Source organism: Streptomyces sp. ME02-8801-2C, from assembly GCF_033793965.1.
Classification (GTDB): domain Bacteria; phylum Actinomycetota; class Actinomycetes; order Streptomycetales; family Streptomycetaceae; genus Streptomyces.
Genome location: NZ_JARAXP010000002.1, coordinates 21,632 through 36,273 on the forward strand (window position 1 = coordinate 21,632; position 14,642 = coordinate 36,273).

Sequence of the window (14,642 nt, forward strand, 5' to 3'; positions counted from 1 at the left end):
CCTGCGGGGTGCTGACCGAGAACCCTTGAGAGGGACAACATGCACGCTCATCGCGACGGTCTCGTCGCCCCGGGTTTTGGCAAGGTCGCCGACGCCTTCGCAGCGGAGTTGACCCGCAGCTCACGCGGCGGCGCGGCGCTGACGGTCATGGTCGACGGTGAGAAGGTGGTCGATCTGTGGGGCGGAGCGGCTGACGCCGACAACGGCCGCGCCTGGGGCCCGAACACCCCCACCGTGACGTTCTCCTGCAGCAAAGGGCTCCTCGCCCTCCTCGTCGCCCGGCTCGTGGCAGCCGGAAAAATCGGCCTCGACCTGCCGGCCGGCACCTACTGGCCCGAGTTCGGCCAGGCGGGCAAGGAGAACATCCCCGTACGGTGGCTGCTCTCGCACCAGGCCGGCCTGTCCTATCCGACCGAGGACATTACGAGGGACGACGTCCTCGCCTGGCATCCCGTCGTGGACAAGCTCGCCGCCCAGGCGCCCCTGTGGGAGCCCGGCACCGGACACGGCTACCACGCCCTCACCTACGGCTGGCTGGTCGGCGAAGTGGTCCGCCGCGTCACCGGCCAGAGCGTGGGTGAGGCGTTCACAGAACTGGTCACCGGGCCGCTCGGCGCCCGTGCGTGGTTCGGCGTGCCGCAAGAGGAGCTTGCGTCGGTGGCGGTTCTCGCGATGGCCCCCGAGATCAACCTCGACTTGTTGCCGTTCACACCGGAGTTCGACCCCGTGAGAAGGGCCTTCACCCTCGGTGGTGCTTTCCCCGCCACTGTCGCCGGGAATGGCACGGGCCTGAGCGATCCGGCCATCCAGGCCGCCGAAGTCCCCGGTGGCGGGGCGGTCGCGACCGCACGGGCACTCGCCGAGATCTGGTCCTCGACGATCCTGCCCACGAGCGCGACCCAGCCTCTCCCCGAGGACGTGCTGACGGACATGGTGCGCGTCCAGTCCTCCGGGCCACAGATCCTGGGCCTCCAGGGCATTCCCCAGCCCAGCTGGGGAACGGGCTTCATGATTGACAGCCCCGACCGCCCGTTCCTGACCTCGTCGTCCTTCGGCCACGACGGCACCGGTGGCCAGCTCGCCTTCGCCGACCCGGCCCATGGAGTCGGTTTCGGCTTCGTCACCAACGACGTGCAGGGAGCAGCGGAAACCCGAACCCTGGACATACTCGACGCGCTCCGCAATGCCCTCTGAGCCGGCGTCGCCACGATGAGGATCGACGGCCTGCGGGCAGCGACCGGAAAGCCGGGATCCGCTGCCGACGGCCGATGACCGACGCGCAGTCGATTCGAAGCGGACCCCCTCGCGGCGCCGGTGATCGTCAAGCACAGCGCGCCGACGAATCACGTTCCGGACCCGTCCACCGAAAGAACCGGAAACCAGGCAATGACCACCGCGCTTCCGCCGCACACCGCTTCAGCACCGCCGAGCCTGGCCGCTCGCGTCACCGACCGGGTCATGGCTCGCCTGCTGGCGTTGCCAGGCCCGCGATACGGCTACCGGGTCGAGCGGAACCTCCCGACGGCCACACGCGACGGCGCCGATCTGGTGACGGACCACTACGCCCCCGTCACCGACCGGCCGAAGGGCACGGTCCTCGTGCGCACTCCGTACGAGCGCGGCTTTCCCGGCGACTTGGAGGCGCGGGTCTACGCGGGCCGCGGGTATCACGTCGTGCTGCAGAGCTGCCGCGGCACTTTCGGCTCCACGGGAGACTTCTACCCGATGGCGAACGAGGCCGACGACGCCCAGGACGCGGTGGCCTGGCTGCGTACCCAGCCGTGGTTCGACGGGCGGCTGGCGACCTCCGGGGGTTCCTACGTGGGCTGGACCCAGTGGGCGCTGCTGATGGATCCGCCCCCTGAACTGCGTACGTGCCTGATCGCCGTTGCCCCGCACAACATGTACGAGGCGGTCTACGGAGGCGGAGCGTTCCACGTGGGCGACTTCCTGCACTGGGCGGCGATGTTGATCAACCAGGAGCGATTCACCGGACTGCGGGCTGCGGCCCGGGCCCTGACGATGAAGCGACGGCTGGCCCCGGTCTTCGACGCCCTCCCGTTGGCCGACGCGGCCGACACGGCGACCGAGCATCGCGCGCCGTGGCTTCGGGAATGGCTGACGACTCCCGACTCCAACGACCCGGTATGGGATCGGCTCAGGCTCGACGATGCTCTTCAGCGGGCGAACGTTCCGGTGCGGCTCACCGCAGGCTGGCAGGACCTCTTCCTCGACCAGACCCTGCACCAGTACCAGTCGCTGCGTGCCCGCGGGGTCGACGTCTCGCTCTCCGTGGGCCCCTGGACCCACAACGAACTGGCCCTGAAGGGCATGGGGCACCTGCTCCGCGGCAGTCTGGAATGGCTGGAGACACACCTTGCCGACGAAGCGCCGGCCCAGCCACGGTCCATACCCCCGGTCGAGGTGTACGTCGCTGGACAGGGCGCCTGGCGACACCTGGCCGAGTGGCCACCGGCGGCCGGCGAGACCGTGCACTACCTGCAGCCGGGCGGAAGACTTCTGGCCGACGAGCCCAGCGGTGGTGCGCCATCCACGTATGTCTACGACCCGGCGAACCCCACCCCGACCCTCGGCGGCCCCCTTCTCTCCCTCGACAGCGGAAGCAAGGACAACGCGAAGCTGGAGAGCCGCTCCGATGTACTCACCTTCACCACCGAACCGCTGACCGCCCCGCTGGAGATCATGGGAACACCCGTCGTCGACCTCGCCCACACCAGGAGCAACCCGCACGCCGACGTCTTCGTCAGGCTCTGCGACGTCGACTCCAAGGGCGTGTCCCGCAACTTCACCGAAGGATTCCTCCGGCTGGACCCCACCTCGCCCATCGACCAGGCGCAGACCGTGCGCGTGCGGCTGGACGCGTGCGCCCACCAGGTGAAGGCCGGCCACCGGATCCGTCTGCTGATCGCCGGCGGCTCCCACCCACGGTACGCACGCAACGAGGGCACCGGTGAACTGCCCGGCACCGGCAGCGAGTTGCGGCCGTGCACGCACACCATCCACCACGACGCCGGCTCTGTGTCCCGCGTGATCCTGCCGACGCTCTCCGTGTGTCACGCATAGTCATGTCCACTGAGAGCCGGGGAGCCAGGCTGTCGCGCCGTGCTCGCCAACACGAGGGTGGATGTGGGGGTCTCTGGCGTGCGCGCGATCGCGGTGAAGCCCGGCTCCAGGCCTGCGCTCAGGCCGTGACCTCGACCTAGCGGAAGCTGAGCGGGATGCGGTGGTACACCCTACGCGGGCAGATCACCTCGACCGGATACCGATGCCCCTGTACGACGGCCACGTGCTCCCCGGCGACCAGGTCGACGGCGGGCACCGCGTGACAGGGCGCGGTCACCTGCCTGGGGAGGCGGTGCCGGCAGCAGCCGGAACCGCCTCCTTTTCACGAGCCGGTCGAGGCCGTGGCCGGTTCGAGGTGAGTGCGGAACCACGACAGCGCGGCGCCGCTGGATTCCTCGAAGTGCACCTTGTAGGCGTCGAAGTGTCCGCCGGGCAGCAGCACGAGTTCCTTCGGGGCGAGGGCTCGCTCGAAGGCGGCGAGCTGGATGTCGGCCGGGACCACCGTCTCGCCGGTCTCGACGATCATCATGAGTGGCTTGGGTGAGACCCGAGTGATCCATACGCCCGGCTCGTAGAGCCGGGCGGCCCGGCTGGAGCGCGTCGTCACCGTGTTGTTCTCGCGGCCCGGGGGAACCAGGTCGTGGTAGAAGCGCACGGCGTCCGGGCTGTTGTACAGGGCCGGGTCGGTGGGATCGTCGCCGATGGAGGTCTGGTACGGCAGTTCACCGCCGGCGGCCAGGGCGCGTTCGGCGTCGGCCTGGGCGAGTTCGAAGGCGGCGATGCGCTCCGGCGGGACCTTGCGCTGCCACTGCTCGAATCCGCTGATGGTGGGCACCTGCGACACCACAGACTTGATCCGCACGTCGGTCGCGCCGAGCACGATCGCGTGACCGCCCGAGAAGCTCGAGCCCCACACTCCGATGCGGTCCGCGTCGACCTCGGGCCGGGCTTCCAGGAAGCTGATCGCGCGGCGCCAGTCCGCGATCTGACGCCACGGGTCGACGTCGTTGCGGGGTTCGCCGTCGCTGGCGCCGAACGTGCGGTGATCGTGGATGAGCACCACGAATCCGGCGTCGGCGAACTTGCACGCGTACGGGTCGAGGCCCATCTCGCGGTTGGCGCCGAATCCGTGCGCCATCGTGATCGCGGGGCGCGGGCCCTCGGCGTCCGGCAGATAGAGCCAGCCGCGCAGCGTCACGCCCCCGTCCGCCGTGAACTCCACGTCGATGCGTTCTGTCATGGTCATTCGCCTTCCGTGAAGTTGAAGTACTCGGCGGGGATGAGGCCGGCCTCGACGAGAGGTCCGCCTACCTTCGCGTTGATCTGCAGCACGGCGCCGATGGGCCGGTGGTGGATGGCGATCTCGGTGATGAGCCCTTCGTCATCACGTGTGAGGATCGTGATCCCCTTCATCTGGAAGCCGCCGAACGCGGCGGCCTCCCACTCCAGATACGTCCGAGGGCCGTCCTGTGCCTTCCGGACGAACTCGAGCCGCTCGTAGACGGAGCTCACCGCGGCCATGAGGGCCTCGACGTGCTCCTTGCGCTCGACCGGCTTGGCGAGCGCGCTCGCCTCCATCCGCACGTTCGGCGAGAGCGCCGCCGAGAAGGCATCCTCGGTGCGCTGCTCGAACGCGCTCGTCCAGGCCTCGGCCGGGCGGTCGTCGGCGGCGTCCGACGCGCTGTCCTCGGCGACCGTGGTGATGACGGCGGCGACCGCGGCCGGGTTCTCGGCGTGCGCCCAGTGACCGGCGTCGGCGATCGTCTGCGTGGCGGCGCCGGAGAAGCGGGGCACGACATACGCGGAGACGATCTCTGCGGTGACGAAGGGGTCGTTCTCGCCGCGCAGGACAGTGACGCTGCCGTGGAACTTGCTGGGCTGCTGCCCGTCCGGGTGGCCGTTGTTCCATGCCGTCGCCGTGTCGGAGATCGTCGACGGGTCGACGTGCAGGGCGACTTGGGCGAGCCGGTCGTTTTCCTCGTCCGGGAACGCGGTGGCGAGCGCACTGCGGAAGGCGCGCTGCGCGTCAAGTCCGAGATCCGGTGCCTGGAAGGGAGCGAGCTGCTCCGGAGGCAGGTGGGTGCCGGCCAGCGGGATCGGGTTGACCAGGACGAGCGAACGCACCTGATCGGCCAGGCGGGCGGCGACGAGCTCGGCGATCTGGCTTCCCATGCTGTGCCCGACGAGCACGACGGGGCCCTCCGTCGCGCGCACCACGCTCTCGAGATCGTCGGCCCAGCGGGCGAGCGTGAACGGCCCTTGATCCGAGGCGCGCGCACCCATGCCGGCGAGCTCGAACGCGATCGAGGGGATCGACCCCTCGTCGAGGACGGTGCGGACGCTGTTCCAGATGGGGCCGTCGTCCAGGTATCCGTGGACGAGCACCGCGGTCGGTGCCTGCGTCGCTGGGCTGTTCATCTCGTGTCTCCTTTGACGATCGCTCTCTTGCGGCGACGAACCGAAAGTCAGCGGCTCTCGAGATTCTCGGCCGACGCGAGCCCTATGACGTAAGCATAGGGTCTATGCTTGCGTCAATGTTATCGCTCGGTGAGGGGCGGAACGAGGGCCGGGACTTCCGGCTCACTCCGCGTTCCGGGCCCAGAGCGGAAGCGCCACCCGAGAATCCGAGGAGTCCACCCATGACGTCGAACGCCTTGACCTACGCCGTTCACATCGCCGACGGCATGCCGACCACCAACGCCGACGTGCCGCCCGATCAGAGCGAGCGTGCCTGGTCGCCGACGTCGAGCATCCTCATCTCGAACGGGGGAGAGGGGCTGCTGGTGGATCCGCTCTTCACGATCGCGCAGTCGGAGGGCCTGCTGCTGTGGCTCGGTGAGCGTGACGCCCCGGTGACGAGCGTGTACGTCACGCACGGCCACGGGGACCACTGGTTCGGGCTCGGAGCCGTTCTGCGGCAGTACCCCGGCGCGCGCGCCTTCGCGCTGCCCGAGGTCGTCGAGGACATGGCGTACCAGTCCTCGCCCGAGGTCCTCAAGGCGGTCTGGCATGCCTGGTTCCCCGAGCAGATACCTGACCGGCTCGTACTCGCCGAGCCGCTGGAGGGCGAGGCGCTGACCGTGGGCGGGGCGGAGGTCCGCCCGGTCCGGCTGGGACACACCGACAGCGACAACACCACCTGCCTGCATGTTCCCGACCTGGGGCTGGTCGTCGCGGGTGACGTGATCTACAACAACGTGCACCTCATGCTGGCGGCATCGGACGCGGACGGGCGAGCGGAGTGGCTGAGGGCTCTCGACACGGTCGAGGCGCTGGCCCCGACGGCGATCGTCGCCGGCCACAAGGATCCGACCGCCGACGACGACCCGCGCCACATCGAGGAGACCCGCCGCTACATCCTCGATTTCAACACCGGCGTGCAGCGCACCACCAGCACCCTCGGGCTCTACGAGTACATGCTGGAGCGTCACCCGTCGCGCATCAATCCCGGTGCGCTGTGGGGCTCCTGCCGGGCAGCGAAAGGCTGAGGAGTCGGCGCGGGGCGGGTCGGCCGGCCTGCGGCGCGCTAGGCGCGCGCGGCCGCCCGACGCTGCCGCGAGGCCCGAAGATTCACGGCGTTACCGCAAATGCGTACGTCGTGCCAGGCGCCGTTGTTGGGGTTCGTGCCGTCGTAGAACGCCACCGAGCAGATCTGGTTGCGGCACATCTTCAAACGACGCCACGTGTCCGTCAGTCGGGCGTTCGTGATCTCGTTGAGCACGGTCGCGACGACCCACGCGACGTCCTTGCCGCGCGGCGCCAGCGAGAAGACGCCATCGGCGTCGATCCGCACCTCGAGCGCGCCGCTCACCCCCTTCGGCGCGGACCGCGCCGGAGCGTCACGCACCGCACCCGACACCGTCATCTGCAGTGACGCGCGTAGCTGCTGCAGCCGCACCAGCCCCGGTTCGTCGACCTCGACCGCCGGCGCCGCCGCCCCACTACGCCGACTCCACTCGCCCAGCGCGCCGGAGAGCCACGACGTCGCAAAGTCCGGCGTCGAGAGCAGGTCCTCAAGCGCGGGCTTGCCGGCGGCGCGGGTGTTCAAGACCTCCTGGACGAGGACGAGCGGCCCGGTGGCGATGCGGTCGGTGTAGCGTTCGCTCGCGAGTTCAGACATAGGCATAGCTTATTAGCTCCAGTCTTCATTGGCGAGAACAACGGGATCGCCACCGAAAAGACCCTAACGGCGGCGCCTGGCGTTCGACGCACCGGCGAGTGCGCGGCACAAGGGGCCGCTGGCCGTCACGTGCCCGTCGAGGGTGCCCTTCCGCCGGCGTCGAGTACACCGGCGGCCGGTCGGTGGACCGCGCGCGCTTCGGTGAGTCGCTCCTGAGTTGGGTGGATGCGTTCGCGCGACCCAACCACGCCCCACAGCTACTCCTACCGGTGGGCATCGGCCCGGACAGCGCCGTCACTCTTCTGATCACCATGGGAGACAACCCCGAGTGACTGAACACCGAGGCGTCGTTTGCACCCTCTGCGGAGTTGGCCCCATCGAGTACTCCTCCGTGCGGCGAATCACGCGACGGCTCAACTACGGCGGCGACCGGCAGGCCAACGCCGCCCTGCACCGCATCGTGTTCGCCCGCCTGCGCCACGACCCGCGCACCCAGGCGTACTGCGAACGCCGCACCCAGGAGGACAAGACCCGGCGTGAGATCATCCGACGCCTCAAGCGATATGCCGCCCGAGAGGTCTTCAACCTGGTCAGACCGGTTTCCCGCACCCCCGCGTTATAGGGGCGTCTGTGAGAGCGGGCGAACGGCGAAGCCCCGTCGGAAACCATGGCGAATTCGAGGGGTCGTGCGGGGGCGGCATTGGCGAACAAGGTGGGCGGGCGCACACCGACCACGACCTCGTCGGATGGGCGTCGGATGGGCGGACGATGCCGACACCTCGATCGAACGCCCGGCGAGGCCGCAGACGCTGCTGGTGGCACTGCGCGCGACCGGCAACAATCACCGGTATGGACGCCCCTCACCCGGCAGGCTACCCACCTGCGATCCAGCCAGATCCACTGCTCTATCCGGAAGTGGCCGCAACCAACGGCAACTGGGTGGCAGCCCTTCGCGATGCCGCCGCCGACATGCATGTCGATCTCGGCACCGTCAGTGGCCCCGAGTCTCCGACAGACAGCCGGCGACTCATCGTCGCGAGCGTGGACGCGTCCCGCGGCTCGGTTGTCGTGACACTCGGCGAGCAGGAGCGAGTCTTCGGCATCCGGATATGGTGGACCGGGGTCGGAGAAGCGGCCTTCGGCCGAACCGCCGAGTTGCAGACCGTCGTCAATGTCGCGCACGCATGGCAGGCAGGGGCCTCAGTCCGCGAACTGGGCGACAGGTGGCCGTTCCTAGAGATCCACGGGCTCACCTTGGCTCACGAGCGAGGTGAGGCTGTTGCCTTCAAATGGCAGATCGTACGAAACACTCCGGATCGGCTGATCGACCACGACATCGTCGAAGCGGCGTACGCGAACCCGCTACTGCGGAGCCTCTTTCCGTTGATCAGCCACGGAAGTCTGCAGTTCAGCCGCTGCACTCGCGACCCGTGGTCCTACGACGTCCCCAGCCTCGTTCCCCAGCTGGGAGGCGGCTGGAGGGCACTACGCGCCCACAAAGGTCGAGATATTCCGGATCACATCGCTCAAACCCCCGAGGAAGCCGTCGCGTTCGTAGTCGCGGGTCTTCCCGACGGCTGCGGCCCAGCAGTGGAAGGCCCTGCGGATCTGCTTCTCGAATAACAAAACGGGCCTCTGTGCAGACCGAAGATTCCCCAACTTCCCACAGGCCCGCTCCGGTGGTGCGGCGGTAGTCCTCGACGACCGTGACCAGGGCGGCGGTGGTGGAGGTGTCGAGCTTCGCCGTCATCTCGTCGCAGATCAGCCAGCGTGGGCCCAGTACGAGGGCGCAGGCCGGACAGGCGCGTTGGAGCTTGCCGTCGCTGACCTCGTGGGGGCGTCTGGCCAGCAGGTCGATGGTCAAGCCGACGGTCGTGGCGAGTTCGGGTATCTCCTCGCGCCGGCCGGTTGCTCGCAAGGGTTCGGCAATGGGGTTGGTGAGGCTGAGGCAGGGGTCGGACGGCGGATCGTCGAGTCCCGGTACGTCGTCTTGGAGGCGGCGGCCTGCGCGAAGCCGACCCCGGCATCCATCCGTGCGGTGCCACTGCTGGCTGCCCTCGACCGTGCGGGGCAGTCGGCACATGACAGTCCGGCAGATGCCGGGCGCAGCGCGCGGTCGGTCAATGGGTGTGGCAGGGCTGAGCTGACGGGACTCGACCGCCTGCAGCAGGGGCGATCAGGGCCTGGCGGCACCGGCCTGGCGCCACCGCGTGGGCCCGGTCACCACTGGATCGTCCCTGGGACCGACGGCGGCGCCTCCCGTGCCGTGACCGTCTCGCGTGCCGACGCGCGGACGTCGGGGTGTGCGTGCCGGCGCAGGGTGCGGAGCTGGCCGCGCCACGGCTCCGTCCACCGAGAGCGGCTGCCGCCGGAGACGGTGAGCCTGACGGCGAACAGGCCCTGGGCCAGGCCCGGTTCCGCACCCAGCGTGCGGGCGGTCTCCAACCACGCGTCTGGCACGTGGCCGCTGATCATGCTGAGCCGCGAGCTGAGTCCTTCGGCGATGTCCCGGGCGAGCAGCGGACGTCCTTCGCAGTCGGCAGCCAGTCGGCGCAGGCCCGACGACACCGTGGTGGCGTCCTTGTTCAGTTCGAGGGCGTACAGCCGGAGTTCGGCGACGGGGCGCGCGAAATCCTCGTGCCCGGCGGCGGTGTCGGCGGCGCGCAGCAGCACGTCCGCCGTCGGCCGGCCCCCGCCGCGGTAGCGATGGTGGAGCAGGAGGTGGTGCAGCAGGCTCGCGGCCCGCTGCCGGGCCGGCTGGTCGCGTTCGGGCTCGGCGTCGGGCTGGTCCGGGTCTCCTGTGGCTTCCAGCATCGCCCGCAGGGCGCGAAGGTACGGGCCGTCGTCGTCCGCCGCGAGCTCCACCAGCGCCTGCCCGGCCATCGCCCACACCGCCCGATCGGCGAGGTCCGTGGTGGCGGCCACCAGTATCTCGGCGATCTCCGGCTGCCACGGTGCCCATTCCGCCAGTGCCGGGAACAGAGCCGCAGCCGCTTCCGGTTCGAGCGGCTCGCAGGCGTGCTGCAGCAGCCCTGCGTACCTGGCCCGATGCTCCTCGTCCACCTCGGCCACGGCCGCCCGTGCCAGCTCCCGGCGGAGCTCCGTGCGTCCCCGCGCGGCCGACTCCAGCATGGGCCAGCTGGCCGGCTCCGCCAGCATGCCCTGGGCAAACGCGACGCACACCGACTGGACGTCGTGGTGCTGCCCGGGCAGCTCGAACGCTTCCCGCAGCAGCGGCGCCGCCTGCGCCGGGGGCAGCATCGTCGCCGCGAGGCGCACCGCCTCCTTGCGGCTGGTGACCTTCACCGTCCGCGGGTCCTTCGGCGTGAGCAGCCTGCGGAGTTCCGTGGCGAGCCGCGCCGGCGCGACGTACTGCGCGGCCCGCGTCGCCGCGTAGACCGCGACCCGGGCGCGGTCGCCGCCCGCGTGCTCCAGCAGCAGCGGCAGCACCTCGTCGGGGCGGTCGGTCCACGGCAGTGCGCCGAGGGCCGCCTCCGCCAACGGGACGTTCGACGATCCCGTGTAGCGGCGGACGACTTCCAGGCCCGCCTCCGGGATCACTGCCGCCGCCGAGAGGGCCTGGACGCGCACATGCGCCGGCTGCCCCGCGTCGCCCGCTGTGCGCGCGAGCAGCTCCGCCGCCGCCCGCTGCTGGCGCGGCACCCAGCGGTGCGCCCGGTAGGTGGGTGGCGTCCAGTGGCTGCAGGCGGTCAGGAAGCGGCCGTACGGTGGGGTGTCGGCCAGCACAGGGTCGAGCAGGTCCGTACGCCGCCCCGTCAGGACTCTGAGAACGGACGGCAGGACGGCGGCGGACGGCTCCTGCCGCACGATCCGCTCCACCCGCTCGTCGCGCCCCTTCGGCTGCTCCAGCCAGAGGTCGACGGCGGTGCGGACGGACGCGTCGTTTCCGAACTGGACGGCCTGCCACAGGTACTCCTGGAGTTCGGCCATCCCCCACGCGCGCCGCCCCAGTGCCCGTACGAGTGCGAAGACGAGCGAGTAGTCGGCCTTGTCGGTGGCGGCCTCCAGCCAGGGCCGTAGCGCCGCCAGTACCTCGTGCTCCTGGCCGCGCCGCAGCACGGTGTCGAGGCGGCCGACGTTCGCGCCGCCGGTGTGGCCGGACAGTCGGGTGAGGGTGTCGAGGGCCCAGCCGATGAGCCGAGTGCCGCCCGTGACGGCGTGCTCGCGCAGCACGGACAGGGCGAGTGTGCTGAGCGCGTGACGGGTGCTCCAGGAGGAGTCGCGGGCTTCGACGGCGTCGATGGAGATGCGTTCGAGGTCCTCGGCGGCGTCCTCCGCGAACAGCGAAGGGGGCACCTCTGCCAGTGCGGAGAGGGCTGCGCTGCGGACCGGGTCCTGTTCATTGCGCAGCCTCAGCAGCGCACGCAGCAACCGGCTCACTTCCTGTGGGTCGCGGGAGCGTGCTGCGTTGCGGACGAGCAGTGGGTACGCCGTGGCGCGGTCGTCCGCGGCGGAGCGGCGGACGGCGGTGAGCAGGTCGTCACGGACCTCGTCCGGCGGCAGATAGGCGGCTGCCGTCAGTATCTGCGTCCAGGGCGCGCCCCTTCCGCGGGCCAGCGTCGCCATCCGCCGAGCCTCGGCGGTGCGCCGCTTGTACGGCAGTACGTCGAGCAGGGCGGGGCTGAGGTCCGCGTGGGCGAGGTCTTTGCCCTCCATCGCCGCGTCGAACAGGGTGCCGCGGCGGGAGGGCGGCAGGCAGGCCAGGAGCCGGGCGAGAGCGGGTGCGTTGTCGTTCCAGGCGCTGGCGAGGTCGGTGAGTTCCGCAGGGGCGTGGCGGACGAGGCGGCGCAGCACGGCGGGTTCGAGGTGGCCGCTGTTCAGCCGGGACCTCAGCTTCGGGCGTAGCAGCAGCCGCACCGTGCGGCCGGGATCCGCCTCGACCAGGAGGTGCAGCTTGCGGTCCACGGGCATCGGCAGCGTCTCGTAGCGCTCGAGCACAGCCAGCACGCCCAGCGGATGCCGTTCGGCGAGGAGCGCGAGCGCGTCCGCGCGGGAAGCCAGCCAGCCGTCCCGTACGACGGCGGGGAGGGTGTCGAGCTGCCGCTCCATCTCGGCGAGCAGCAGGGCGGGATGGCGGGCGGCGAGCAGCCGGTAGGAGCTCAGTCCGCGGAACAGGCGGGGCAGCAGCCGGGCGGCGATCTCCGCCGTGCAGGCGGCGAGCAGTTCCGCGGCGGCCTCGGCGCCCCATCGTCGGTACGTCGGCTCGACCAGCGCCTCGGCGAGGCCCGTACGCCCCGCCACGGCGATGGCGTGCACGAGCTGCTGCCGCACGGCGGCTGGTGCGTCCTCGACGGCCTCGATCACGGTGGGGTCCGTGAGCCGCCCCTGCAGCAGTGCCCTGATCGCGGGGGCGCGGACGAGGCGGTCGGGGTCCGCGAGGCAGCCCTCCAGATACGCGTCGTGGCGCGCCATGTCCGCCACGGTGGCGGCGAGCCGCCGTCCGTGGACGCCGTGGGCGGCGAGCCCGGTCACAAGCTCGTCGACCGCCCCCATTGCCGCGGCGCGCCGGGCAGCGGAGGCCAGCTCACGCATGCGGTGGGGGTAGGAGAGCCGGTCGACGGCTGCGAGCAGGTGTTCGGCACGCTGGGACATGAGGGCGATTCTGCCTGGCGGGCGGGGGTGGCGCCTGCGGATTTCGGCGGGGGCGGGGGTCGTCGTGCGGCAGGCTGTGTGACTGTCTGTGCGGGCTCTGCGGCGGTCTGTGCAGGCTCGGTCAGCAACTCCGCCAGCTACCCGAACTCCCGCAAGTCACGAGGGAGTTGCAGGCTCTCCGGCAGCTCTACCCGCACTGTGGGGAACGAGGTGCGCGCTCTGGGCGACCTGCAGCACGCCGCCGGTCAGCTCACCCTCGCCGACGACCAGGTCCATGTGGCGGGGATGCTCCTGGGTTCAGGCTTTCGCCATGTCGTCGCCGCACAGTGGACCGTGCGCGACCGGGTGGCGGCCGAGGTCGCCACCGCGTTCCACCACCGTGTCGCCGCCGCGCGGGTGGGAGGCGTCGAACCTGCGGTCGCGTTGCACCAGGCCGTACAGGAGGTGCGCCGGTCGCACGCGGAACCGCACGCGTGGGCCCCGTTCATGCACTACGGCCCGTGAGGACACCGGTCAGGGATCGGGAACGTACAGCAATGCCCCGTCGTCGGACCCCCTGAGCACCGCCGCCGTCAGACGCTCTCCTGCGGGGATCTCCGCCGCGGCGTCGGGCGGGAGCGGGTGCCGCAAGGCCCGGTACAGGTCCCCGCGATGGAGGTTGAACGCCGCGCCCATCAGCACCCCGGACTCACGGCACGCGCCGGGCAGTACGCCCCACCACATCACGTACACGAACGGAAGCGTGAGCAGCGCCCAGAGCGTGTGGAGCACGGCCGGCGGCAGAAGAAGGCCCCACACCCCGGCCGCCACGGCGCTGTCCACACGTCGTTCATGGCTTCCCGCAAACCCGGAGACAGCGGCACCGACCTCTACGTGAAGCTCTACGGCCGCCCCAAGACGAACTCACCGACAGCACCCTCGCCCCAAGCCCGGCTCAGTGACGACACGTCATCCGCAAGGCCGGTGTCGTCCTACTGGGCCGACGGGGACCGCGACCCCACGAAGAAGCGGGACATCCCGCACCTTTTTCCGTACTTCTACCACTCAGTACTCGCCCGCAACGGCAAGCCGGTGACCGGACACAACATTCTGGCGCTCATCGAGTACATCGACGCGATGCTGATCTTCCAGGGCAACCTGTGGATCGCCGAAATCGACGAGCCCCGCACGGGAGAGGTCTTCAAACAGCGTCTCTGCGGTCCGCTGGACCCGACGCGGCACGCCTGCAGCTACCCCGCAGGATTAGCCGCGGTTGAGCCCCGGCAGTCACGCGCACAGGTGCTCGGGGAATTTCGGCAGGACTTCGTGGATCCCGGCGCACCCCGCGTCGCCGTTCGTGGTGACCGGTCGCCAGCCCGTGGAGTCGGCGCGGTAGAACCTGCGTTGGGAGACAGCGGAGGAGGAGCATCCGTCGCCGGGGTCACCGCACGCGGGCCCCATTCTCAGCCGCGTTCCTCCCAGCTCGTGTGCTTGGGGGATGTCCGTGTCGTCGACTGCTTGCCCGTACGAGGACGAGGTGCAACGGGTACGTGACCTTCACGTACACCGTGCCGTGTTCGACGGTGTCGAGCTCACCGCGCAGGCCGCGTACGCAGTCGCGTTCCCCGTCGGGCACTTCGGCCTCGACCACCAGAGACCGACCGCCGTCGGCGGTACGGATGCCGTCGATGCGAATCGGAGCGGCGAGGGTCCAGCCGGAGGCTGTGGCCGTGGCGCTGGCCGTGCCCGTGGCGGCGTCTGTCGTCTCGTCGGCGGTCTCCGTACCGCAGCCGGCGAGGACAGCCAGGGCCGCGCCGAGCACGACCACCCGGGTTCCTGAGGGCGG

The 14,642-nt window shown here is 70.4% G+C and carries 13 protein-coding genes and 1 pseudogene; 6 read left to right on the top strand and 8 right to left on the bottom strand.

All coding sequences use genetic code 11. From position 1 onward, the window contains the following. Positions 1-39 precede the first annotated feature (39 nt). Positions 40-1,194: a serine hydrolase domain-containing protein gene (locus tag PV396_RS04780; protein WP_319200717.1), complete on the top strand. Its 1,155-nt coding sequence runs from the start codon at positions 40-42 to the stop codon at positions 1,192-1,194. A 192-nt stretch (positions 1,195-1,386) separates the two neighbouring features. Beyond that, positions 1,387-3,084: a CocE/NonD family hydrolase gene (locus tag PV396_RS04785; protein ID WP_319200719.1), complete on the top strand. Its 1,698-nt coding sequence runs from the start codon at positions 1,387-1,389 to the stop codon at positions 3,082-3,084. Between the two features lie 322 nt (positions 3,085-3,406). Here the strand turns inward: PV396_RS04785 and PV396_RS04790 are convergent, their stop codons facing one another. Then, positions 3,407-4,324: an alpha/beta hydrolase gene (locus PV396_RS04790; RefSeq protein WP_319200721.1), complete on the bottom strand. Its 918-nt coding sequence runs from the start codon at positions 4,322-4,324 to the stop codon at positions 3,407-3,409. A gap of 2 nt (positions 4,325-4,326) precedes the next feature. Then, positions 4,327-5,502, bottom strand: coding sequence for an alpha/beta hydrolase (locus tag PV396_RS04795; protein ID WP_319200723.1), 1,176 nt, complete (start codon positions 5,500-5,502; stop codon positions 4,327-4,329). Between the two features lie 221 nt (positions 5,503-5,723). Between PV396_RS04795 and PV396_RS04800 the strand changes: the two genes are divergently transcribed. Further along, the gene (locus tag PV396_RS04800) at positions 5,724-6,572 is read left to right on the top strand and encodes an MBL fold metallo-hydrolase (RefSeq protein ID WP_319200725.1); all 849 of its coding nucleotides are present in this window, start codon (positions 5,724-5,726) and stop codon (positions 6,570-6,572) included. Positions 6,573-6,610: 38 nt separating this feature from the next. Here the strand turns inward: PV396_RS04800 and PV396_RS04805 are convergent, their stop codons facing one another. After that, positions 6,611-7,204, bottom strand: coding sequence for a CGNR zinc finger domain-containing protein (locus PV396_RS04805; protein WP_319200727.1), 594 nt, complete (start codon positions 7,202-7,204; stop codon positions 6,611-6,613). A gap of 391 nt (positions 7,205-7,595) precedes the next feature. Between PV396_RS04805 and PV396_RS04810 the strand changes: the two genes are divergently transcribed. Continuing rightward, positions 7,596-7,826: a hypothetical protein gene (locus PV396_RS04810; RefSeq protein ID WP_319200728.1), complete on the top strand. Its 231-nt coding sequence runs from the start codon at positions 7,596-7,598 to the stop codon at positions 7,824-7,826. Positions 7,827-8,053: 227 nt separating this feature from the next. Next, entirely contained in the window at positions 8,054-8,827 is a 774-nt protein-coding gene (locus tag PV396_RS04815; RefSeq protein ID WP_319200730.1) for a DUF6193 family natural product biosynthesis protein, read from the top strand. 19 nt (positions 8,828-8,846) lie between these two features. On the opposite strand, the pseudogene PV396_RS04820 reads toward PV396_RS04815, so the two are convergent. Together PV396_RS04820 and PV396_RS04825 are read right to left on the bottom strand one after the other, a co-directional pair. After that, positions 8,847-9,164, bottom strand: a pseudogene (locus tag PV396_RS04820) (ABC transporter ATP-binding protein); the annotation flags it as partial. A gap of 260 nt (positions 9,165-9,424) precedes the next feature. Next, entirely contained in the window at positions 9,425-12,817 is a 3,393-nt protein-coding gene (locus PV396_RS04825) for a hypothetical protein (RefSeq protein ID WP_319200732.1), read from the bottom strand. 210 nt (positions 12,818-13,027) lie between these two features. Here PV396_RS04825 and PV396_RS04830 point away from each other — a divergent pair, with 210 nt between their 5' ends. After that, positions 13,028-13,321, top strand: coding sequence for a CHAT domain-containing protein (locus PV396_RS04830; RefSeq protein ID WP_319200734.1), 294 nt, complete (start codon positions 13,028-13,030; stop codon positions 13,319-13,321). 9 nt (positions 13,322-13,330) lie between these two features. Here PV396_RS04830 and PV396_RS04835 read toward each other — a convergent pair whose 3' ends face one another. From PV396_RS04835 to PV396_RS04845, 3 genes are all read right to left on the bottom strand, one after another. After that, entirely contained in the window at positions 13,331-13,639 is a 309-nt protein-coding gene (locus PV396_RS04835) for a hypothetical protein (RefSeq protein ID WP_319200736.1), read from the bottom strand. Positions 13,640-13,861: 222 nt separating this feature from the next. After that, on the bottom strand, positions 13,862-14,038 hold the full coding sequence (locus tag PV396_RS04840) for a hypothetical protein (RefSeq protein WP_319200737.1): 177 nt from the start codon (positions 14,036-14,038) through the stop codon (positions 13,862-13,864). A 199-nt stretch (positions 14,039-14,237) separates the two neighbouring features. Next, entirely contained in the window at positions 14,238-14,624 is a 387-nt protein-coding gene (locus PV396_RS04845; RefSeq protein ID WP_319200739.1) for a hypothetical protein, read from the bottom strand. Between the last annotated feature and the right edge of the window lie 18 nt (positions 14,625-14,642).